This window comes from Chryseobacterium glaciei (genome assembly GCF_001648155.1).
In the GTDB taxonomy this organism is placed as follows: Bacteria; Bacteroidota; Bacteroidia; order Flavobacteriales; family Weeksellaceae; genus Chryseobacterium; species Chryseobacterium glaciei.
On sequence record NZ_CP015199.1, the window covers coordinates 2,469,488 to 2,493,078 of the forward strand.

Genomic DNA, 23,591 nt, shown 5'->3' on the forward strand with positions numbered 1-23,591 from the left:
ATCTCTTTTAGAGGTGGTTTTTTTATTTTTGCCAAATGGAAAAAGAAGTATCAACTATAGTTAAAGTTAGATTTAGTGATTGTGATCCGATCGGGCATTTAAATAATGTGAAATATCTGGATTATATGTTCAATGCAAGAGAAGATCATGTAGAGACATTCTACGGTTTTACTTATGAAGAATACACTAAAAAAACGGGCTGTACTTGGATAGCGATTCAAAACGAAATAGCATATTTAAAAGAAGTAAGATATAATACGCAGGTTGTAATCAGCAGCAAAACGATAGAAATCCAGGACAGAACTGCAAAAGTAGAGATCTTAATGAAAAGTCTGGACGAGAAAACAGTTCATGCAGTTTTATGGGTTACGATAATTTATTTTAATATTAAAACCAGAAAGTCGGAAGTTCATCCGGAAGACATCAAAGATACATTTCATAAATTCTACGTAGATTTAGACCAGAAAGATTTCCAGTCGAGAGTTAAATTTTTAAGATCACAAAACGCGAAAAATTCATAGTAAATGAAAAAAATAATAGTAATAGGAAGCAACGGTCAATTGGGAAACTGCATAAGAAAAATTGCTCCCGATTTTGAACTTGATTATGAATTTGTTTTCACAGACTCACAAACCCTGGATATTACAGACGAAACTCAGGTAAACACATTTTTTAATAATGAAAAACCTGATTTCTGTATCAATGCATCAGCCTACACGGCGGTAGATCTTGCCGAAAAAGAAAGTGAGAAAGCGTTTGCAGTAAATGCAGACGGTGTAGCACATCTTGCTCAGGCTTGTCTTGATAATAAAACAACATTAATTCATGTTTCCACAGATTATGTTTTTGATGGAGAAACTAATTTAGATTATTCTGAAGATGATTTTACCAATCCGATCGGCGTTTATGGAGAATCAAAATTAAAAGGAGAAGAATTAGCTTTAGAAATTAATCCTAAAACAATTATTCTGAGAACATCTTGGTTATATTCAGAGTTCAATAAAAACTTTGTAAAAACGATGTTGAATCTGTTTTCACAAAAAGACGAGCTTGGAATTGTTGCCGATCAATATGGCCAGCCAACAAACGCAAATGATTTAGCCGAAGCGATCATGAATATCATTGATGCTCCAACGAAAACTTTCGGTGTTTTCCATTTTTCAAATTATCCCGAAACAACTTGGTTTGAATTTGCTAAAAAGATCGCTGAATTTTCAAAATCTTCAGTAAAATTAAATGCACTAACAACCGAACAATATCCAACTCCGGCAAAACGTCCGAAGAGAAGTACAATGTGTTTAGACAAAATTGAACAGACTTATAAGATCGAACCAAAACATTGGGAAAATAGTCTGGAAGAATGTGTCGAAATCCTTTCACAATAATATAATAGATAAATGAAAAATTTAGGAATTATCATTTTTGTTTTTTTTGTTCAGTTTTTCAGTGCTCAAAATGTTTATTTAACCAAGGTTGAAAAAACATATGAGAACACGGATAAATTTTTATACAGAATAGACGAAGAAGCAAAACAGGCCGAATTGTTGGGTGAAGTAGAAGTCCAGGGATTTTCAAAAGACGACGCTGAAGTTTTTTCTTTAATATATAAGAAAGCAAAAGAAATTGGCGCCAACGCTTTTTCGTTAAAACCATTTGAAAATATTGATGGCACTTCACAGACTTTCAATCCTTCCAATTATAAACTTGCTTTATATTATATCTCAAAAGAGAAATTTTTAAACCAAAAAGGGAATATCTATTTATTTGCTTCATCGGATAAAGATCAAAAAATAAGCATAAATAAAAAAGACTATACGCTGTCTCCTAGATCATATACAATAGTGAAGACCGTGCCGGGAGAAGTTTATGCAATTTCTACAAAGAAACTATTAGGTTCCACAATAAAATTGCAGCCTAAAGCTGAAGAAGAAAACCAATATTTTCAGATCTCTGCCACAAAAATAAAATCCGACCAAACAGGAGTCGGAGGACTAAATTTAAAATCCGGCGATATCATAGGCTTAGAAAAATCCTACGCAGAATTTTTAAGTACCATATATAATAAAGAAAAGCAGAGTAATTAAACTCTGCTTTTTTATTTTCCAAATTGTCATTGCGAGGAGCAAAGCGCCGAAGCAATCTCAAATATAAACCCTCCAACTCTCCAAACTCTCTAACCCTTTAACTCTCCAACTCAAAAATTTCAGGAGCTTCATCCGGCTTTTCGCTATATCTTTTTAGTGACGTCCTGCGCTGCGCTTCGGCCGCCCCCAAAAAGGATGCCGCTCCAATCCGGGCTAGGGTATTGTGTGTTCTTATTTCTGTTTCTCGTCATAGAATTTCTCCCCGCATATATTTTTATAAACATCCATCCTCCAAAAATTAGCATAGTAAAAAATTTCCCTGCCGTTGAACGGTATAAAAAATTCAAAGAATTTTTTACGAGATGGTTTAAACAATATCTCTATTATCGATATTCCATTTCCTTTCCCCAATCCCAAAACCGATCTATAAAGCTATAAGCTCATACTCTCCCACTCTCATCCTCTCAAACCCTCCCACGCTAAAATCCTAATTTTTAAGATCTGTGCCAATCTGTGAAAATCTGTGGGAAATAAAAAAAAGCATCCCTCAACATAACTTCTCACGACTTCCAACCTGTTAGGTTTTCAAAACCTAACAGGTTTATTTGTGTATTTTATATAGTATACCTTATATATAGTATACGATAATACTTCATAAAATCTCCTTCACACCGCTTTCAACTTTGATAAACGCCCCTTCCCAGCCCTTTCAAAAAGATAATCGAATACTGTGGATAACTACGGCTTAATCTATAAATGAAACTATATCAATAAATTAGATTGAGAACTTCTCCACAATACGAGTTTTATATGAACATTATGTTAAATGTATTTGGAATGATGGGTAAAAAGGTGCTACTTTTGCGGCACTGAAAAACGCGAGTTAATTGGTAGCGCAGAAGGAGGTAATAGAGTATAAAGACTACGGACAAAACAAAAAATAAACTTTAGATTTTTAGTAAATAAAAGTTGTGAGTTTTAAAAAGATTTGTATCTTTGCAGTCCGGTAAAACGGGAGCAGAGGAGTAGAAGATTGGGATATGAAAGAGGAGATTTAGGGTTAGTTAAAAAACTTTAAATTAAGTCAAAAATATTTTGGTCAATTAGAAATAAATAATTACTTTTGCACACGCAAATCTATACTGAAAACGACAGAAAATTAGGTATAGTAAAAAGCGGAAGATACAAGAAGATCATTGAAAAATAGATATAACAACCAAGTAAGGAAAAGACTAGAACGTTAATAACTTTGAGTGAGTCAGACAAACATACAATGGAGAGTTTGATCCTGGCTCAGGATGAACGCTAGCGGGAGGCCTAACACATGCAAGCCGAGCGGTAGAGATCTTTCGGGATCTTGAGAGCGGCGTACGGGTGCGGAACACGTGTGCAACCTGCCTTTATCTGGGGGATAGCCTTTCGAAAGGAAGATTAATACCCCATAACATATTTGATGGCATCATTAAATATTGAAAACTCCGGTGGATAGAGATGGGCACGCGCAAGATTAGATAGTTGGTGAGGTAACGGCTCACCAAGTCAGTGATCTTTAGGGGGCCTGAGAGGGTGATCCCCCACACTGGTACTGAGACACGGACCAGACTCCTACGGGAGGCAGCAGTGAGGAATATTGGACAATGGGTTAGCGCCTGATCCAGCCATCCCGCGTGAAGGACGACGGCCCTATGGGTTGTAAACTTCTTTTATACTGGGATAAACCTACTTACGTGTAAGTAGCTGAAGGTACAGTATGAATAAGCACCGGCTAACTCCGTGCCAGCAGCCGCGGTAATACGGAGGGTGCAAGCGTTATCCGGATTTATTGGGTTTAAAGGGTCCGTAGGCGGGCTCGTAAGTCAGTGGTGAAATCTCATAGCTTAACTATGAAACTGCCATTGATACTGCGAGCCTTGAGTAAGGTAGAGGTAGCTGGAATAAGTAGTGTAGCGGTGAAATGCATAGATATTACTTAGAACACCAATTGCGAAGGCAGGTTACCATGTCTTAACTGACGCTGATGGACGAAAGCGTGGGGAGCGAACAGGATTAGATACCCTGGTAGTCCACGCCGTAAACGATGCTAACTCGTTTTTGGGCTTTAGGGTTCAGAGACTAAGCGAAAGTGATAAGTTAGCCACCTGGGGAGTACGTTCGCAAGAATGAAACTCAAAGGAATTGACGGGGGCCCGCACAAGCGGTGGATTATGTGGTTTAATTCGATGATACGCGAGGAACCTTACCAAGGCTTAAATGGGAATTGACAGGTTTAGAAATAGACTTTTCTTCGGACAATTTTCAAGGTGCTGCATGGTTGTCGTCAGCTCGTGCCGTGAGGTGTTAGGTTAAGTCCTGCAACGAGCGCAACCCCTGTCACTAGTTGCTAGCATTAAGTTGAGGACTCTAGTGAGACTGCCTACGCAAGTAGAGAGGAAGGTGGGGATGACGTCAAATCATCACGGCCCTTACGCCTTGGGCCACACACGTAATACAATGGCCGGTACAGAGGGCAGCTACACAGCGATGTGATGCAAATCTCGAAAGCCGGTCTCAGTTCGGATTGGAGTCTGCAACTCGACTCTATGAAGCTGGAATCGCTAGTAATCGCGCATCAGCCATGGCGCGGTGAATACGTTCCCGGGCCTTGTACACACCGCCCGTCAAGCCATGGAAGTCTGGGGTACCTGAAGTCGGTGACCGTAACAGGAGCTGCCTAGGGTAAAACAGGTAACTAGGGCTAAGTCGTAACAAGGTAGCCGTACCGGAAGGTGCGGCTGGAACATCTCATTTTAGAGCGTCTTTAGACGTTAAACAAAATACAAAGTACTTAAATGTACAAATTGTACTTACTTAAAGAACGTTTTAGTTTTTTACTCGGTTGATTTATATTAAAAAAATACAAAACCCACTAGAAATTAGTATCAGGGAGGAGAGATTTTAGTAAAAGAAGTTAGAGGTTAGATATTAGAGGTTAGTTTTCAAACTAACAACTAAAAACCGACAACCGACAACTAAAATTAATGAAGTCTCGTAGCTCAGCTGGTTAGAGCGCTACACTGATAATGTAGAGGTCGGCAGTTCGAGCCTGCCCGAGACTACTAATTAAAGCGGTAAGCAATAAGCTTTAAGCAGTAGGCATTTTGCCTAGAGCTTGTAGCCTATAGCCTACAGCACCTAGAGGGGGAATTAGCTCAGCTGGCTAGAGCGCCTGCCTTGCACGCAGGAGGTCAAGGGTTCGACTCCCTTATTCTCCACAGTTTTGTGAGTTTGATTTAAAAGTAAGATGGATAGAGCCAAAACAAATATTCATTTATCAGACGAGCAGAAAGAATTTAAAGATCATTGACATTAACGGTAAAAATATCACAAAGAGAAAACCGAGCACTTGCGAGTGCTTGAGTAATTAATAAAATAGGAAAGAAATCGTTAAGGGCGTATGGCGGATGCCTAGGCTTTCAGAGGCGAAGAAGGACGCGGTAAGCTGCGAAAAGCTGCGGGGATCGGCACACACGAATTGATCCGCAGATGTCCGAATGGGGCAACCCGGCATGTTGAAGACATGTCACTCCAATTTATTGGAGAGCAAACCCGGAGAACTGAAACATCTAAGTACCCGGAGGAAAAGAAATCGAAGAGATTCCGTAAGTAGTGGCGAGCGAACGCGGATTAGCCCAAAAGTCTTTATATATTTAAAAGAATGTTCTGGAAAGAACAGCCATAGAGGGTGATAGCCCCGTATTTGAAAGGTATATTTGGATGATAAATGAGTAGGGCGGGACACGTGAAATCCTGTCTGAATATGGGGGGACCATCCTCCAAGGCTAAATACTCCTGAAAGACCGATAGTGAACAAGTACTGTGAAGGAAAGGTGAAAAGCACTTCGAATAGAAGGGTGAAATAGAACCTGAAACCGTACGCCTACAAGCGGTCGGAGCCCACATGTTGGGTGACGGCGTGCCTTTTGCATAATGAGCCTACGAGTTAATGTTACTAGCGAGGTTAAGGACTTCAGGTCCGGAGCCGGAGCGAAAGCGAGTCTGAATAGGGCGCTTAGTTAGTAGTATTAGACGCGAAACCTTGTGATCTACCCATGGGCAGGTTGAAGCTTTGGTAACACAAAGTGGAGGACCGAACCGGTTGACGTTGAAAAGTCTTCGGATGACCTGTGGGTAGGGGTGAAAGGCCAATCAAACTGGGAGATAGCTCGTACTCCCCGAAATGCATTTAGGTGCAGCGTCGTGTATAAGTTTATTAGAGGTAGAGCTACTGATTGGATGCGGGGGAGTCAAATCCTACCAATTCCTGACAAACTCCGAATGCTAATAAATGTTCCACGGCAGTGAGGGCGCGGGTGCTAAGGTCCGTGTCCGAGAGGGAAAGAACCCAGACCAACAGCTAAGGTCCCCAAATCTCTATTAAGTTGAAGCAACGCGGTTGGACTGCATTGACAGCTAGGATGTTGGCTTGGAAGCAGCCATTCATTTAAAGAGTGCGTAACAGCTCACTAGTCGAGCGGTCCGGCATGGATAATAATCGGGCATAAATAGAGTACCGAAGCTATGGATTTATAACCATTGGGTTATATCTGGTAGGGGAGCATTCTGTTTGCACAGAAGCAGTGGCGTGAGCCATTGTGGAGCGGACAGAAAAGAAAATGTAGGCATAAGTAACGATAAAGCGGGCGAGAAACCCGCTCACCGAAAGACTAAGGTTTCCTCAGCCATGCTAATCAGCTGAGGGTTAGTCGGGACCTAACGCGAACCCGAAAGGGGTAGTGGATGGACAATGGGTTAATATTCCCATACTTGCTCACACTAAAAAGGGGACGGAGTGCCGTACTTACTGGAGACTGACGGAATAGTCAAGACCTAGCCTTCGGGCGAAGTTGTTGTAAGGAAAGTGCTTCCAAGAAAAGCCGAAGTGAAGCAACCCGTACCAAAACCGACACAGGTAGTCGAGGAGAGAATCCTAAGGTGCTAGAGTGAATCATGGTTAAGGAACTAGGCAAAATAGTCTCGTAACTTCGGGAGAAGAGACGCCAGCAGCAATGCTGGCCGCAGTAAAAAGGCCCAGGCGACTGTTTATCAAAAACACAGGACTCTGCTAAATCGAAAGATGCTGTATAGGGTCTGACACCTGCCCGGTGCTGGAAGGTTAAGGAAGGGCGTTAGCAGTAATGCGAAGCGTTTGACTGAAGCCCCAGTAAACGGCGGCCGTAACTATAACGGTCCTAAGGTAGCGAAATTCCTTGTCGGGTAAGTTCCGACCTGCACGAATGGTGTAACGATCTGGGCACTGTCTCAACCATGAGCTCTGTGAAATTGTAGTCTCGGTGAAGATGCCGAGTACCCGCAATGGGACGAAAAGACCCTGTGAACCTTTACTATAACTTCGTATTGACTTTGAGTAAGTAATGTGTAGGATAGGTGGGAGACTTTGAAGCAGGCACGCTAGTGTTTGTGGAGTCAACGTTGAAATACCACCCTTTACTTACTTGGAGCCTAACTTCTTTTAGAAGGACATTGCGTGGTGGGTAGTTTGACTGGGGTGGTCGCCTCCAAAAGAGTAACGGAGGCTTTCAAAGGTACCCTCAGCACGCTTGGTAACCGTGCGTAGAGTGTAATGGCATAAGGGTGCTTGACTGTGAGACCTACAAGTCGATCAGGTGCGAAAGCAGGACATAGTGATCCGGTGGTTCCGTATGGAAGGGCCATCGCTCATAGGATAAAAGGTACTCCGGGGATAACAGGCTAGTCTCCCCCAAGAGCTCATATCGACGGGGAGGTTCGGCACCTCGATGTCGGCTCGTCACATCCTGGGGCTGGAGAAGGTCCCAAGGGTTGGGCTGTTCGCCCATTAAAGTGGCACGCGAGCTGGGTTCAGAACGTCGTGAGACAGTTCGGTCTCTATCTATTGCGGGCGTTAGATGTTTGAGAGGGCTTGATTCTAGTACGAGAGGACCGAATTGAACAAACCTCTGGTGTATCAGTTGTTCCGCCAGGAGCACCGCTGAGTAGCTACGTTTGGAAGAGATAAGCACTGAAAGCATATAAGTGCGAAACTCGCCTCAAGATGAGACATCTTTTAAGGGTCGTTGGAGATGACGACGTTGATAGGCTACAGGTGTAAAGTTGGTAACAGCATAGCCGAGTAGTACTAATTACCCGTAGATTTATTGCCTATTTACAGGAATAAATATAATCATCAAATGAGTAATCATTAATATTACATTATAAACCTATCTCAAGACTCTTGCAAGTGCAAGAAAGGTTTTGTCTTTGTGACTGTTTTTATCGATTAAAAATAGGTATCAGGAACCAGGTATCAGGATTTAGCGTCAAGCTACTCCCTAACTCCTAAACCCTCGAACCTTAATATAACGCCTTTAGGGTGGTTTTAGCGGTGGGGCTCACCTGTTCCCATTCCGAACACAGAAGTTAAGCCCACCAGCGCCGATGGTACTGCGAAAGCGGGAGAGTAGGTCGCCGCCAGTTTTTATTTAAAAGTCTCATACAGCAATGTATAAGACTTTTTTTTGATCCATACAACAAGAAATACTTCAGGAAAATAGCAATGATAAATTATCAATGATCGTTGATCTGCAACGGGGAAAGAAGCTAGAAGTTAGAAATACAGTTCATTGCGAGGAATGAAGCAATCTCCGATAGAATTAAATTAGAATTATATCTAAGTTTTGGCTAAAGTCAATTTACATAGATATAATAATCAAAGCGGGTGAAAACCCAGTCCTATTGATAAAAAATCTTGATGTAAAATTTTATGATAAGATATTCTTGATAAAACTAAAAAACTCCGATCAATATAATAAATTGATTAAAATATTTTAATTGTTGATATGATGAATATCAAATATCTATAATTGGTAAAATTGAAAATTAGATTGTAATCCACTATTCGCATACAGTTTTAGGCAATACTTTTTTATAATTTATCACCTATATTCTTGGATAAAACGTTTAACCTTCTATTTATCCATTTTTTTATTATTCATTATCATTCTTATTCTTTTTAAAAATTTTCCTTTTTTCTTTTTAAAAGTTCATTTTCATTAATGGATTTTTTCTTTTTTATTACTACTGCATTTAAATTTTGATATAGCTTATTTTAATGTGTTAAAAAATATTAAAATATTATTATGTTTGTATCAAAGCACAGTAATATGAAAAAAACAATATTTAAGGTTGGAATACTTCAATCCACACTATTTTGCCTGCATGGATTTTACGCTCAAGAAAAAGACTCTCTTAAAACATCAAAGATTGATGAAGTTGTAGTAACTGCATATGGTGTTAAAAAAGAAAAAAAATCTTTAGGGTATGCTTTTCAAGATGTTAAAGGGCAAGCTTTAGTAGATGCTAAAGAATCTAATGTTACAAATGCATTGGCTGGTAAAGTTGCCGGATTACAAATTGTAAAAGGAGGTGCTGGAGTAGGATCATCTTCAAGAATTAATCTAAGAGGATTTAATTCTATTAAGGGAGATAGCCAGCCTTTAATAGTTGTAGATGGGGTTCCAATGAGTAATTCTGCTGGTGTAAAAGGTAAACTAAATGATGGAACCAAAAATAATGATTTTTGGAATCCTGATACAGATATGGGTAATGGTCTTAGTGACCTTAATCCAGATGATATTGAAAGTATATCTGTTTTAAAAGGAGGTGCAGCCTCTGCCTTATATGGATCCAGAGCAGGAAACGGAGTTATTTTAATTACTACTAAATCAGGTAAAAAGAAAGGAGGAATTGGTATAACATATTCTACTAGTTTAGGATTTGAAAAGATTTTCATGAAGCCTGATTTGCAAAGTAGTTTTGGACGTGGAAGTAATGGCGTTCCTAACCCTTCTGGTGATAATTCTAATACATCAAGCTGGGGACCTTCCCTAGAAGGAACGGATATGAAAGTATTTGATAATTTGAATAATTTCTTTAAAACAGGAACAACTACTCAGCATAATATTAGCTTTCAGGAAAATTTAGGTGAAAGTACAAGTCTTTATACCTCTGCGGGTTATTTATATGATAATAGTTTAGTCCCAAACTCAAAATATGAAAGATGGAATTTTACAGCTAAAATGAATTCAAATTTCGGCGCTAATAAAAGATGGACCTCTGATGTAAAAATACAATATATAAGCACTAATGTTAATAACAGGCCTGGTGGAGGAAATGGAGCAGGAAACTACTATCCCAGTGTATTATTAATACCTAGAGATATTGACGTAAGAAATTACAGAGATGGGATGACTCAAAATAATGTAGTACAGAGATGGATAACAGATAATGGTATTAACCCTTATTGGGCTGCCTACAATAGCTTAAATCAAGATAAAAAAGATAGGTTTCTAGTAAGCGGATATCTAAAATACCAATTTAACGATTGGTTAAATGCGGATGCTCGTGTTGGAACTGATTCTTATTCTTTAAATTCTGATTCTAGAGTTTGGACAGGCTCTAGTAGAGCAAATTCCTATAATACGAGTCAGGAAAAGTTTTACGAGAATAATTATATTGCCAGTATTAATGCTAAAAAAAATAATATTTTCGGCAAATGGGGTGCCTCACTTTCTATATATGGGCAAATGATGGAAACAAAGACAAATGCTCTTTATCTTTCGGCTCCTACATTAGTAGTTCCAAATCTATTTAATATTAATAATTCAGAAGGAAATCCTTCTATCAACGAAGTAATTCTCAATAAAAAAATAAATTCAGCATTTGCTTCTGCAGAGATCAATTATGATGGATTTTGGTTTATCAATGCTACAAGTAGAAATGATTGGTCTTCAACTCTTAATTTGGATAACAGATCTTTTAATTATTCTTCAATTAGTACTTCCTTGGTTCTTACCGATATGTTTAAGGCAAAATCAAATATCATTTCATTTGCCAAATTGAGAGCATCTTATGCTGTTACGGGTAATTCTTTAGAACCATATGAATTATATAATAGTTATGTAGTAAAAAAAGATCCTAATGGAAATATTGTAGCAGAAAGAAAAAAAATTCTTTATGATTCTACTCTTAGGGCAGAAAAACTTAAAACCTTTGAAATAGGTGCGGATATTCGTTTGTTTAATCGTATATCAATAGATTTCAGTTATTATGATTCAAAAGCATTAGATCAACTATTAGACCTTCCAATGAACCCGCTTTCAGGATATGATAGCAGAAAGATAAATGCAGGAATAATACAAAATAAAGGTATTGAGATTGTTATTAATTCTGATGTTATTAAAAATCAAAATCTTACTTGGAATACAAATATAAATTTTTCAAAAAATACAAATACTATTAATGAATTAGATGGGGTAATTAAACAATATTCACTCGGAGGTTTTGATGCATTAGGTATTTTTGCAGAAGTAGGAAAAAGATATGGAGCAATTTATGGGTCGAAATTTTTAAGAGTAAATGACGTTAATAGTCCGTATAATGGCAAGCTTATATTAGATGCAAATGGTCTTCCACAGGTAGATAGAGGTCCATATTACTTGGGAGATCAGTCACCGAGAGCTCTATTTGGTTTCACAAACAGTTTTGTTTATAAAAATATTGGTCTTTCATTTCAGATAGATGGGCGTATCGGAGGAAAGTTCTTTTCAGGAACACAATCTGCTTTGCAATCTGTGGGATTAGCTGCTGAAACGGCTCCAGGCGGAAAACGAAATAATTTTGTTGTAGATGGAGTGGTTAATACAAATGGTGCTTATTCTCAAAATGTGAAAGAAGTTACTCAACAGGATTATTGGGGAGCAGTTACTAATGGGAATTTAGGAATTACAGAGCAAAATATTTATGATGCTACCAATATTCGTCTAAGGAATATTCAGTTATCATATAATTTTCCGAAAACATTATTTCAAAAAACAGCATTGAAAAGTGCTAAAGTATCGGCTACCGCAAATAATGTATGGATGATTTATAGCAAGACAAAAGGAATTGATCCTGAATCTGTTTTTGCCATAGGCTCTAATGCTGTTGGGTTTGAGAACTTCGCTTTCCCAACTATGAGATCATATTTATTTAGTGTAACACTTGGATTTTAATTAAAAAAAAACATAAAAATGAAAAAATATATAATTCCTACGTTAGCCATATGTTCTTTATTCCTCTTAGGGTGTAATGAGTTTGAAGAGATTAATGTAGATCCACTATCTCCCAATATTGATCAGGTAGAACCCGAATATTTTTTAAATAATTCAATTCTTGGAGCACAGCAAGATCCTAATGTTGCTGAAAGAGTTTTTGTATTATATTGGAAAAGCGCAGCAAGACAACAGCTAACGACAAGCATAGCCGGTGGAACAGATGATGATTCTTATACCGTAGAATATTGGAGATACATATCTGAATGGTTAAACAATGCTAATACAGCTATCCAAATTGCCAATGAAAAGAAAGTAAAAGGACAAAATAAACCCTATTATGATAACCTAATACAGGTATCTCGTATTTGGAGAGCCTATTTGATGAGTGAGTTTTCGGATAATTTTGGTTCAGAACCTATAAATGCTTTTCAAGGAACAAATCCTGAGTTCAATTCTCAAAAAGATGTCTATTATCATATTCTGGATGAGCTAAAAGATGCTGTTGAAAAAATGGATTTAAACCAAGCTATACCTGCTGATAATATTTCAAGATATGATATAGCATATAAAATGGACTGGAACAAATGGGTAAAATATGCGAATTCTTTACGAATGAGATTAGCGATGAGAATATCGGAAGTTGATCCTGCAAAAGCTAAAACTGAGTTTGAAGCAGCTGCCAATAGCAATAAATTTATAAGTATAAGCTCTGAAAATTTTTCAATAGCTGAAAAACCGGGCTGGGATGCATTAACAGGAGTAATGTCCAGAGAATGGAATTCGCAATTATTATCTGCAACACTTAATAATATGTATATAGGCTTAGGAGGGGTAAACTCTACGGATCAACTAAGTACAGATAAATATGGTGCAATAAAAGATGCAGATTATATTGGGGTAAAATATAATGATCAATTTACAACAATGACAAATGATCCTTCTGCCGGATACTGGTTTGATGGGCTTCCAAATAAAATAGATCCTAGAGCATACAAGACATTCTATATTCCTGGAGATTTTAGTAATACAATTTATTCTTTATATCCAACATATACCAATGATGCAAAAACGAATTTTGGAGATTTAACTTTTCCGAATAATTCCACAGTAACAGTTAATGCTGTAAACACTTGGAATGCCTTTGCGATGGGTAATTGGGGTGTAAAGGGACAAAGAAATGGATTAAGACGTATAGGTCGGGCACCCGCATTAGGACAGCAATATAGAGGAAGCACAAATTCCAGAATATTCTTTGCAAGCTGGGAGTCTTATTTCTTAATTGCAGAAGCTGCATTAAAGGGATGGGCAACACCAATGAATGATATGGCAGCATATAATAAAGGGATTCAGGATAGTTTTGCTTATAATAATGTCTCACAATTTTATAATCAATATATTACATCTACTGATTATAATCGAGATGGTACGTCTGCTTCATACACTCACACAACAGAACCGGGTTCTAGCCATACAATGAAATATAAAGATCCTACAACAAATACATTGATTTCTGTTCAAATCAAATATCCTGATAATACCGTTTATAAAAATGGATCAGTTAAGAATGATAAATTGACAAAAATTATTACTCAGAAATATCTGGCGAATACACCATGGCTTCCTTTAGAATCTTGGAGTGACCAAAGAAGATTAGGATTACCATTTTTTGAAAATCCTGCCATTGAAACACCATTAGTTAACTTACCAAATATCACTTCTGGTAATTATATGACAAATTCAATTAAAAACTTCCCACAAAGATTAAGATATCCAAGCACTTTCAGAAACTCAGATCCCAACGGTTATACTAAAGCGGTGCAGCTGTTAGGTGGAACAGATGAAGTTCTTACTCCGCTTTGGTGGGCAAAACATTAGAACCTACTAGTTTATTTTATTATATCCTCCTTTCAATTTTTTTTGAAGGGAGGTATTTCTATTTAAAGAGAGCTGATGGTAAAAACGACTCTGCTGTTATAAGTCGTTGCCGGAATAGTTACTGATACACCACTCAATTGCAACTGTATCGGAATATTAGAATAAGAAGCGAGTGACAGAACGGCATTGATTCTGAATAATTCAACATCAGTCAAAGTCAGAACTTGATATGCTGTGCCTCCGGTTAAGCTACATCCTACACAGAGCGTTGTCCCATTTCCTGTTCTTTTAATATTTAACATCAGAGAAGTATGCCATGTAGGATCAGCTTCATAATGCACTGAAACTTTTCCGCTTCCTAACAATAACGGAACACTGGTTGCCAATAAAATTTGATTAGTTGCACTTTCATACGTTCCTGCATAGTTATTTCCCGCTTCAGTAATTGAAGGGATGGTAACTGTCCAATTGCTACCGCCAACAGTTATGGTTCTCTGCGCTTTAAAAAAAGTACTGAATGATATTAAAATTAAAATAAATAAAAATCTCTTAATTGAAAGTCGGTTTTTTAGAAAAATAGATTGGCTTAATTTCATTTCTTTTAATTTTATTCAGTAATTGTGTAAGTAATTACAACAGGTGTATTTGTGTGGGCAGATAAATTAGCATAAGTGTTTTGAGACAACGAAATTGTTAATCTGTGCCCATTGTTAGCTCCGTTTCCAGTAAAAGCACCACCAATTCCACTGATGATGGTGGTCGCAGTTGTTGTAAGAATAACTAAGCCAGATGGAGTTCCAAAAGTTCCGCCACCTGCTCCGGCGGCCGTTGCTGCCTGTATTTTTATATCAACTCCAGGAATCGTTTGATTAACGGAAGCTGTAATTTTTCTCGTAAGACCAGCTGGCGCAATTGCTGATGTATAATTGATCCATTTGGTTGTATTGTCGGTTGGATTTACGATTGATCTTCCCGCTTCTGTGGGGGCTGCAAAACTGAGGTTGATATTTCCTGTAGGTTCTATGTCTAATAATGTTACAATAGGTAAGGTCACAGTGATGGTTCTGTTTCCTGTGGTTTGTGATAATACTTTGTAGGATAAAATAAAGCAGATCAGAATTAATATGTTTTTAATAAGTCTCATTTTTGCTTTTTTATTTCATTATATCCTACTTTTATGGAGTCTTGCTGATATTTAATCTCTATCTGCTGTTTTACAACATTGATGGTTACATTTTTGGTTTCAGAAGGTTTTAATGTAAAATGAAAAGTATCCATTGAGATTTTATAGCGTTTATCTAATCCGTTTCTGAAAATTTTCACAGTCCAGTCTCCGGGACGTAAATAAGTAAAGTCAAATTTTTCGCCCATAACAGCAATTTTTCGATAGGTTTGTTTACCATCGTAAGCTTCAATAATGATATTGTTTTTTCGTTTTTTTTCTTTTTTAAGTTGAAATTGTGCAAAACTCAGCAGATCTTTTTCTTCAACTTCTGTAAGTTGAATGTTTCCTTGAATGTTTGCCGCCGTCGTTAATCCGAAATTAAAAATATTCTCTTTATTAATCAAAGCTAAAGACGCAGGCAAATTAACATCCGGAATATCATTGATTTCAGTTGTTGATCTGTCTATCTCTAGAAAATAATCTCCTGGAATAATATTTTTAAAGGTGAAATTTCCATTTTTATCGGTGATTGATAAATGATTTCCCAGCATTAATCGTATTCCTTCGATTTTTTTTACGCCAAGATTATTTACATTTCCGGATAAAGATGTGTATTCTGCAATTTTTTGCACTGGAATATTCATGCGCAACGTATAGCGCAACGAAAAAATAAAATCTTTATCACCAAGCTGGCCGCGCTGTAAAGTATACCGACCAGACAAATCTAATTCATGATTCGGGGAAATCTGTTGATGAAAAAGGAGTTCAAAAAGATTTCTGTCATTAAAATATTCTTCCGGAAGATAATTATTTTGATAAAATAAACTGAAATAAGCATTATCTGAGTATCGGCTGATAACGCGGGCTCCGTAATAAACCTGTTTTTGGTTTTGCATTTGATAACGCGATGTTACGGCATAACTTCCATATAAATTAAATGATGTTTTAAATTTTTCAAAGCTTAAATTGGCAGTATAAAAACTAGAATTTCCATTAAAATCAGTCAGATAATTATTCGTTTTTCCAAATTGCCCTTCCAGATTAAGCTGAAAAATACCGATTTGTTGATCAATACTTACCTTAAAAAAACGTTCAAAATAATCAAATTCCTTTGGCTCTAATCGGTCTTCATATCTTTGATAACCATTGTAAAGCATAATATTTCCACCTTTCATATATCTGTAGCCCAAACCATATTGAACAAATTTTCTATAAGGCGCTGCCAATAGTAAGGTATCTCTCTGAAAGTTTCGGGCATCCTGTACATAATTTGCAAATACATTAAATTTATCGGAAATTCTATATTGCAGATTTCCGTTAAATGTGCTTGTGTTGGAAAAATATCCAGCAAACTGTGGACTAGCTTTCATGTACATAATATTTCCATTCAGTTTTTGAAAATTGCTCTGAACCTGTATCAGATAGGCATTTCCTTCAGTTTTATCTGTTTTGCTGTAAGCTGCTTCTCCCAGAATATCGATCTTTTTTAAAACTTTAAATTTTCCTGTCAGATACGGAAGATGCACATTAGAATCCAATTTCATATTATTAAAACTATAACGGATTTCATCAGATCTCGGAATTTTATAAAGATATCCTACTGTAATTTCTGTCTCTTTATTAAACCTGAATTTCGAATAGAAATTAAATTCATCTTTAATATCACGGAAAAATCTCGGATGATTATAAAAACCTCCAAAACTAAGTTTCTTAAAATCATAACGAAGTTCTGCGCCACGACCATATCTCGAAAATTCAGTTAAAAATGATGATGAATACATTTTATCACCAAGATGAGCATAAAAATTATCCCGTCTGTAATTCACAAAATATTCTTCATATTGAGTAAAAGAATTAAACTCAACCGGATTTTTGGTAACTGCATGAAATTCTAATAATCCTTTATTTTCTTTATCTAAACTGCCTTTTCCGTATAATTCCCCCTGAAAACCATCATTATAAACTCCTCTGTTTCGCATTCCTACAAAAGATAAAGATGCTGAAACAGGAAAACGATGGTAAATATCATCTTCAGAAGGTTTTATTGAAATAATTTTTACACTTGTATAAGCTATTTGATTTTCATTTAAATTAAAAGCTGATCTGGCGGTAAGGTTTAGGTTTTGATATTCACTTTTACCAAGTTCGGGATCAGTATTTTTTGTGATGGTAATTACTTTTGTTTCGCCTGGAGACAAAACAATTGAGTAACCCTGATCAATACTGGTATTTTTGCTTTCCAATATAAGATTTTCAGTTATATTTCCTCCATTTTTTAGCAGAAATGATGCTTTAATAGTTTCTCCCGCACGTACAAATTCGGGTGAGTTTAATGCTGTGACCGAAAGTTTTCGATTACCAGAAACGTTTATTTCTTCAGATTTGATGAATTTACTTTCTCCATTTTGTTCCGTTCCATAGAGTGTTACTGTATATTTTCCCTGTGGAGTTTCTGTTGCTATTCTTAAAGGAACAATGTAAGAAGTGCTTTCATTTCCCGAAATTTTAAATTCACCTTTCGTTAAAATTGGACTGATATGCGGACTGGAAGTTTTAATTTCAATATCATAAATTTTATTATTAAAAGTATTATTTTCTATGGTAAAGGAAATAGACGTAGCCGTTCCCGGCAGTAGGCTATCTTTTTTGTTGACAAAATCGTTTGGTTGTTTTTGAGCAAAAATTAGTACTGGGAATAGTATTGTAAAGTATAGAGCCCAATTTTTAATCATTTTTTACTTCTAGTTCTACATTTAGAGCAAAAGCGTTTTCGTCCTCGTCAGTTGCTATTATTACAGAATTATACTTATCAGGCGGGATTTTACTGATATCAATTTGAAATGATTTGGATGTTGTAGGTAATAATCCCATGGCCTGGCTGGAAAAATTTCCAATTTTATGCCCGTTTTTACGGTTGTATATTTCAATAACAGCCGTTGGTTTGCAATACAATTCTCCCGTGTTGGCTATTGTGATCTTTAATATCTGTCTTCCTTCTTCTTTATCGATTTTTACTCCTTCAAATTTTAAATTTGGTTTTGCTTTTTCAGAATCATAATCTGTAATAACCTGAACTGCGTATCTTATTACCGATGTGATATTTACTCCATCTTTATTGTCAAATGGTTTGATGTCTTCTACAGGCTCCACAATGATGACGCTCCAATAACTTCCGGGTTGAGAGACTTTATTGGGTACGGTGATTTCGTAATAGATTTCGGTCTTTTCTCTTGCTTTTAATGTGATCATATTGGTGTTAAGTTTTATCCAGTCCGCATTTGTTTTGATATTGGTATTCGGAGCTGAATAATTGATAGAGCCATCTGCCTGATACATAAAATCCTGCAAAAATATTTTTACATTCTGCGGAATATTATCGGTGTTCTCAATGGCGATTTTTCCTTTATAAACTTGTCCGTTTTCTACTTTATAATTATGGGTAAGGCCATTAAGAACCACAATACTTGCCTGTGATAAATCAAATTGTAAGATAAAAAAAAGGAAAAAGAAAATGCGCTTTATCATTGTATATGTAAAGTTTTAGGTTTGAAAAAAGACAATAAAAAACTAAGAAGAAACAGACATGCGATTTCTTCTAGTTATAATTTAAAAGTTGAGATATTAGTTATCCGAAATAGTATAAGTAACTGTTGCAACAGCTGTTGTAGTTGCCTGCAAATCAGCATAAGCAGCTATTCCGCCAGGTCCGCTTCCGGGAGCTAATGCATACGTAAGATTATGACCGTTATTGGCGCCATCTCCTGTATAAGCACTACCGATTCCTGAAACAATGGTCTGATCTGCAGCACTCAAAGTTAACTGTGCAGACGGTGTTCCTAATGTTCCTCCACCTGCGCCAGTAGCCGCTGCCGCCGTAACACGGATGTCTATTCCGGGGATTATTGCATTCACTTTTACAGAAACATTACGGGTAGCATCAGCAACAGATTTAATGGATGAATAGTTCAGCCAAAGTGCATTATTTGTTGCGGTAGCTGTAATCGGTAATCCCGCTTCTGTAGGAGCTGTAAAGCCTAATGTGATGTTTTTTGTAGCTGCAGGTTCAATGTCTACCAATGCTACTTCCGGGATGGTGATTGAAATTGTGTGATTGTCTGTGTTGGTGTCTTGTGCATTAAGATTAGCAGACACAGCAAATGCAATTAGAGACATTGCGATTGCAAATTTGATTTTTTTCATGGTATATTAAGTTTGTAAAGTGAAGTTAAGAAAATTCAACAAAGTATGAAATATTTTTATGCTATTTTTTATATGCTTATTTATTCACTATCAATATTTTGTTATTGACTTTTATTGTTTAAATTTTTGAAAAATTATTGAATAATTTGTATTTAATTTATGATCGTAATCAACCAAAAAAAAGTCTTACACAATTTGTATAAGACTTTATGATATTAAATGTTGGTTTAAATTACGCCCAATGCGGATCTGAAATAGAAGTTTTTCCTGTTTCAATTCTTCCAGCAAAATGCCAGACGTTATTGTCCAGATTCACCTTCAGATCGTACCAGCCTTTGGTTTTATCTAAATTAATACTTATTTTTTCTATCATACCTAATGAGATTTTAGTTTTCTTCTTTTCATAAAGATCTTCTAAATCTATAGTGGTACCTATGCTTTCTTTTTTATTCTTTTCAATAATTAATACAACCTCATTTTTAGTAGGATTATTTAACAACGAAATTTTTAGTTTAGGATCATTTTCTCCTTTGAATTTTCTGTAAAAGCCATTCGGACCAAAAACTTCATGATCATATTTTTCTATATTCAAAGCATGTGACAATTCTTTTTTTGAATATAAAGCATAAGAGAAGTGGAAGTTATCATGATCAAACTGTGTTCTGTCATAGATCAACAAAGGAACTGCGGCTTCTTTTAAATTGGTCATTTTAATTTTCCCTTGTTCTAAATTCACATGATAATCATAAGGAAGTGGATTAGATGGTTTTATTCCTTTCTCCTGAATGTCTAATAAATTATCACTCAGTTCATTTTCAGAATGCCATTTTAAATTCGGAACAGGTTTGTTTTTTGCTGCGTTGATGGTCTTTGCGTAATCTTTTTGATTTAAATAATCCATCTGTGGAGGTTTCACATTAGAAGAATTAAAAGCGGAAGTAAGATCTCCACAAATTGCTCTTCTCCAATCACTAATGTTATCAACTATAACATCTTTCTTATATTTTTTCTGAATAAATTTTTCTAAAAACTGCAACACAGAAGTATGATCTGAAACTTCAGAATTTACAAAACCACCCTTCGTCCAAGGTGATGCAATAATCATTGGGACTCTATATCCTAAGCCAACCGTTCCTTCAATTCTCTCATGATCCTTCAATTTTTGAGTTGACATATATTCCTGATTTTTGCTGACATATTCTGCACCTTCTTTTCCGTTCATATCAACAGGCTGACTCGGATTCATCGGTGGTGCGAAAGGTAAAACATGATCGAAATAACCATCATTTTCATCATAATTAATAATGAAAATTGTTTTTTGCCAGGTTTCAGGATCTTTAGTTAAAATATTTAAAACTTCAGAAATATACCACGCACCATACCAAGGCGAACCGGGATGATCAGAGAAATGTTCGGGAGCTACCAGCCACGAAACCAATGGCAGTTTTTTCTCTTCAACATCTTTTCGGAACTGAAATAATACGTCACTTTTCGGTACTACCAATCGTTCACCGTTTTCATCTTGTCCAATTTCCAAATCCCAATATTCAGGATCGTTTGCATTGGTGGTGAAGGCTTTTTCGTGAAGATTTTTTTCGTACTGAGAAAGTTTAGCAAAATTTTCAGGCTTATATTTTTCGAGATTTTCATTAAGTTCGGCAATCATTCCTTCAAATCTTTCTTTTTGACTTGGATTTTTCTCAATTTCTTTTTTTAAATAAGAAATGATATTTGGAATGTTTTTATAATATCCTTTTGAAAATTTTACATTGAATTTGGAGAACCATTCAATCGGATTATCCGTAAAATTACTCAGCCAAGCTTCCTGTTCACCCGACATTCCTTTTGGAAGACTAATCTCGTTCTGATAGATTTTCCATGAAACATTGTTTTCCTCTAAAATTTCCGGAAAGCTTTTCCATCTTGCCTGTTTTGCTTTTTCGTAATCAATATTTTCATTGAAAACATTAGCTTTTGATTTACCATTTTGTTGTTCTCTCAACGTTCCCGACCAATGGAAAAGTCGGTTTGGAGTAGTTCCTGTCAATGATGAACAAAAATATTGATCAAAAATCGTAAATGCATCAGCTAATTGATAATAAAACGGCAGATCTTCACGATTGTAATATCCCAACGTCAGTGGAATGTCTTTATAATCTTTGTTACCCGACGATTTTGCCTGAAGCCATTGATCGTATTTTCCTTTATTCAAGGCTTTTTGCTGATTATCCCAAGAGTGGGGCAGAGAACTCATCCAGGTAGATTTTGTATTTCTAAGATCTAGACGTGCGGGTGAAGCATATTTTCCTGCATCATTTTTTTGAAAGAAAGCGGAATGTCCATCAGGTTTTATGAAAGTTCTTTTATCTAAAAAACCTCTCACACCTTTCAAAGCACCGAAAGCGTGATCAAAAGATCGGTTTTCCTGCATTAAAATAACAACATGTTCTGCATCATAAAAAGTAGACAGTGCAGCGGGTTCAATCGTTAAAGCTTTTAAAATAGCAGGATGCAAAACGCTAGAAGTTCCCAATCCGGCTAATAAAAGACTCGATTTTTCTAAAAATTCTCTTCTGTTCATATTCAATCGTGATAAGAAAGAAACCACAAGATAATAGATTTTCCTGTGATTTCTTTTTTGATATTAAAAAATAGTTAGATTTTTACTGTAACCACCAAGGTTTAGAGTTGATGTTGTCATTTCCTCCATATTGCGATGTAAGTGCAGCTTTTAAATTTGTGCTGTTATAGTTGTATTCAACCTGTGGATATCTGAATCTTAAAGGGGCTGAAACTCCAGTCTGCAAAGGATAATTTGGAAAACCTGTTCTCAAATAATCGTAATAAGATGTCCATTGTGATTGATGAAACATCGTCATATATTTCTGAGTCATAATTTTCTCTAACTGAGTCTGCAACGGATCCGAATTATTATAAAGAACTAAAGAAGTCGTTACATATTGATTCACATCAAAACCTGCAAAATATTGATTCGGATTTTTTACATAGGTCTGATAAAATGTAAAGCTCGCTTTAATCGCATTGTCATAATGCGTTTTTGCTGATCCTGAAATCCATCCTCTAGCTGTAGCTTCTGCTAAAATAAATTCTAATTCTGAATAACTTAAAACCGATGAAGGTTCATTCGTAGCGTCTTTATAAAAACGATCATTTACTTTAGAAATATTTTTGGCTGTAACCAAAGCCGCATTATCAGAATAAGCTGAAGTTGGGTTTCCACCGTTGTATGCTGTAAAATCGGTGATTGCTTTTCCTGCTTCTTTCGCTCCTGTAGTCTGTGCTGCAAAAGTAAACAAACGCGGATCTTGTCTGGCTTTAAACATGTTGATAAAATAATCTGCCATATACAAACTTGAACCATAACCGCTGTTGTTAAACATCGTGTATCTGCTGTCTGCTGCGTCTGCAAATTTCAGTTCTCCATTGTCAGAAATTGAAGTCATCAAAGTCTGGGTACCTGCGATGGAAGCAAATTCTGTTGCAATGTTATACGTTCCTAATGTCGTTTTTTTAGACATCGTAATTAAGATTTTCAAACGGAAAGAATTGATCAGCTTTTTCCATTTGGTGGCATCTCCGTTGTAAATAATGTCGCCCTCAATTTTATCGCTGGAATTAATAAGGTCGTTGGCTTCTTTTAATTCAGATAAAATCCCTGCCATTACCGTTTCCTGAGTATCATATTTTGGTTGCGTGATGCCTGATTCTCCTTTCAATGCCTCAGAATAAGGAATGCTTCCGAATTTTAAACTTAAATTAAAGAAATAATAAGCCCTGTAAAATTTACCGATCGCCTGATAATTTTTGTTGTTGATTTTTTCGGCTTCCTGCATCATTTTCGCGGTGTTCAAAAGACCGGAAGTGTAGACGTCGAATGAAGCATCATTCCATTTCATGTATTGATAAGTATTTTCTCCGTCTGTCCCGATCATCATTCTTGAAGCGTACATATTGTCACCATTCACCTGAAAAGCAGATTTTGAAACGTATGTTAAAAGGAATTTAGGATCAATACTCGCCTGATCATTTGGGTTTTCGTTGATCGTATCAAGATTGGTTTCGCATGATGTCACTGCAAATAATCCTACGATAAATAATGATTTTATAATATTTTTCATGTTGATTGAAATGCTTTTT

Annotated in this window: 12 protein-coding genes, 2 tRNA genes and 3 rRNA genes; 10 read left to right on the forward strand and 7 right to left on the reverse strand. The window is 36.3% G+C overall.

Annotated elements, in window-relative coordinates:
* Nucleotides 1-35 precede the first annotated feature (35 nt).
* From A0O34_RS11060 to A0O34_RS11105, 10 genes are all read left to right on the forward strand, one after another.
* Entirely contained in the window at nt 36-521 is a 486-nt protein-coding gene (locus A0O34_RS11060) for an acyl-CoA thioesterase (RefSeq protein WP_066754610.1), read from the forward strand.
* Between the two features lie 3 nt (nt 522-524).
* Nucleotides 525-1,385: a dTDP-4-dehydrorhamnose reductase gene (gene rfbD, locus A0O34_RS11065; RefSeq protein WP_066754612.1), complete on the forward strand. Its 861-nt coding sequence runs from the start codon at nt 525-527 to the stop codon at nt 1,383-1,385.
* Between the two features lie 12 nt (nt 1,386-1,397).
* The gene (locus A0O34_RS11070; RefSeq protein ID WP_066754614.1) at nt 1,398-2,084 is read left to right on the forward strand and encodes a hypothetical protein; all 687 of its coding nucleotides are present in this window, start codon (nt 1,398-1,400) and stop codon (nt 2,082-2,084) included.
* Between the two features lie 1,270 nt (nt 2,085-3,354).
* Nucleotides 3,355-4,871: ribosomal RNA gene (locus A0O34_RS11075) — 16S ribosomal RNA — on the forward strand.
* 234 nt (nt 4,872-5,105) lie between these two features.
* Nucleotides 5,106-5,179: transfer RNA gene (locus tag A0O34_RS11080), tRNA-Ile, on the forward strand.
* 82 nt (nt 5,180-5,261) lie between these two features.
* A tRNA-Ala gene (locus A0O34_RS11085) sits at nt 5,262-5,335 on the forward strand.
* Nucleotides 5,336-5,497: 162 nt separating this feature from the next.
* Nucleotides 5,498-8,262 (forward strand): 23S ribosomal RNA (locus A0O34_RS11090).
* 206 nt (nt 8,263-8,468) lie between these two features.
* A 5S ribosomal RNA gene (gene rrf / locus A0O34_RS11095) occupies nt 8,469-8,576 on the forward strand.
* The 16S, 23S and 5S rRNA genes sit together here with 2 tRNA genes alongside, the layout of an rRNA operon.
* A 686-nt stretch (nt 8,577-9,262) precedes the next feature.
* A complete protein-coding gene (locus tag A0O34_RS11100) occupies nt 9,263-12,151 on the forward strand; it encodes a SusC/RagA family TonB-linked outer membrane protein (protein ID WP_066754616.1) in 2,889 nt (962 codons plus the stop codon).
* A gap of 18 nt (nt 12,152-12,169) precedes the next feature.
* Entirely contained in the window at nt 12,170-14,068 is a 1,899-nt protein-coding gene (locus A0O34_RS11105) for a SusD/RagB family nutrient-binding outer membrane lipoprotein (RefSeq protein WP_066754618.1), read from the forward strand.
* A 62-nt stretch (nt 14,069-14,130) separates the two neighbouring features.
* Here A0O34_RS11105 and A0O34_RS11110 read toward each other — a convergent pair whose 3' ends face one another.
* The 7 genes from A0O34_RS11110 to A0O34_RS11140 form a co-directional block, all read right to left on the reverse strand.
* Entirely contained in the window at nt 14,131-14,664 is a 534-nt protein-coding gene (locus A0O34_RS11110; RefSeq protein ID WP_185097259.1) for a hypothetical protein, read from the reverse strand.
* Between the two features lie 11 nt (nt 14,665-14,675).
* Nucleotides 14,676-15,212, reverse strand: coding sequence for a hypothetical protein (locus tag A0O34_RS11115; protein WP_066754620.1), 537 nt, complete (start codon nt 15,210-15,212; stop codon nt 14,676-14,678).
* Entirely contained in the window at nt 15,209-17,965 is a 2,757-nt protein-coding gene (locus tag A0O34_RS11120) for a hypothetical protein (RefSeq protein WP_066754622.1), read from the reverse strand. The genes A0O34_RS11115 and A0O34_RS11120 overlap by 4 nt, the downstream gene beginning before the upstream one ends.
* On the reverse strand, nt 17,958-18,758 hold the full coding sequence (locus tag A0O34_RS11125; RefSeq protein WP_066754624.1) for a WxL protein host-binding domain-containing protein: 801 nt from the start codon (nt 18,756-18,758) through the stop codon (nt 17,958-17,960). The genes A0O34_RS11120 and A0O34_RS11125 overlap by 8 nt, the downstream gene beginning before the upstream one ends.
* 96 nt (nt 18,759-18,854) lie before the next feature.
* A complete protein-coding gene (locus tag A0O34_RS11130; protein ID WP_066754625.1) occupies nt 18,855-19,433 on the reverse strand; it encodes a hypothetical protein in 579 nt (192 codons plus the stop codon).
* A gap of 232 nt (nt 19,434-19,665) precedes the next feature.
* The gene (locus A0O34_RS11135) at nt 19,666-22,014 is read right to left on the reverse strand and encodes a phosphocholine-specific phospholipase C (RefSeq protein ID WP_066754627.1); all 2,349 of its coding nucleotides are present in this window, start codon (nt 22,012-22,014) and stop codon (nt 19,666-19,668) included.
* 82 nt (nt 22,015-22,096) lie between these two features.
* The gene (locus A0O34_RS11140; RefSeq protein WP_066754629.1) at nt 22,097-23,572 is read right to left on the reverse strand and encodes a SusD/RagB family nutrient-binding outer membrane lipoprotein; all 1,476 of its coding nucleotides are present in this window, start codon (nt 23,570-23,572) and stop codon (nt 22,097-22,099) included.
* Nucleotides 23,573-23,591 lie beyond the last annotated feature (19 nt).

Excerpts from the sequence above, each read along its gene's own strand:
- rfbD (WP_066754612.1), top strand. The coding sequence starts at position 525 with ATGAAAAAAATAATAGTAATAGGAAGCAACGGTCAATTGGGAAACTGC.
- A0O34_RS11110 (WP_185097259.1), bottom strand. The coding sequence starts at position 14,664 with ATGAAATTAAGCCAATCTATTTTTCTAAAAAACCGACTTTCAATTAAG.
- A0O34_RS11115 (WP_066754620.1), bottom strand. The coding sequence starts at position 15,212 with ATGAGACTTATTAAAAACATATTAATTCTGATCTGCTTTATTTTATCC.
- A0O34_RS11070 (WP_066754614.1), top strand. The coding sequence starts at position 1,398 with ATGAAAAATTTAGGAATTATCATTTTTGTTTTTTTTGTTCAGTTTTTC.
- A0O34_RS11140 (WP_066754629.1), bottom strand. The coding sequence starts at position 23,572 with ATGAAAAATATTATAAAATCATTATTTATCGTAGGATTATTTGCAGTG.
- A0O34_RS11120 (WP_066754622.1), bottom strand. The coding sequence starts at position 17,965 with ATGATTAAAAATTGGGCTCTATACTTTACAATACTATTCCCAGTACTA.
- A0O34_RS11125 (WP_066754624.1), bottom strand. The coding sequence starts at position 18,758 with ATGATAAAGCGCATTTTCTTTTTCCTTTTTTTTATCTTACAATTTGAT.
- A0O34_RS11060 (WP_066754610.1), top strand. The coding sequence starts at position 36 with ATGGAAAAAGAAGTATCAACTATAGTTAAAGTTAGATTTAGTGATTGT.
- A0O34_RS11135 (WP_066754627.1), bottom strand. The coding sequence starts at position 22,014 with ATGAACAGAAGAGAATTTTTAGAAAAATCGAGTCTTTTATTAGCCGGA.
- A0O34_RS11130 (WP_066754625.1), bottom strand. The coding sequence starts at position 19,433 with ATGAAAAAAATCAAATTTGCAATCGCAATGTCTCTAATTGCATTTGCT.
- A0O34_RS11105 (WP_066754618.1), top strand. The coding sequence starts at position 12,170 with ATGAAAAAATATATAATTCCTACGTTAGCCATATGTTCTTTATTCCTC.
- A0O34_RS11100 (WP_066754616.1), top strand. The coding sequence starts at position 9,263 with ATGAAAAAAACAATATTTAAGGTTGGAATACTTCAATCCACACTATTT.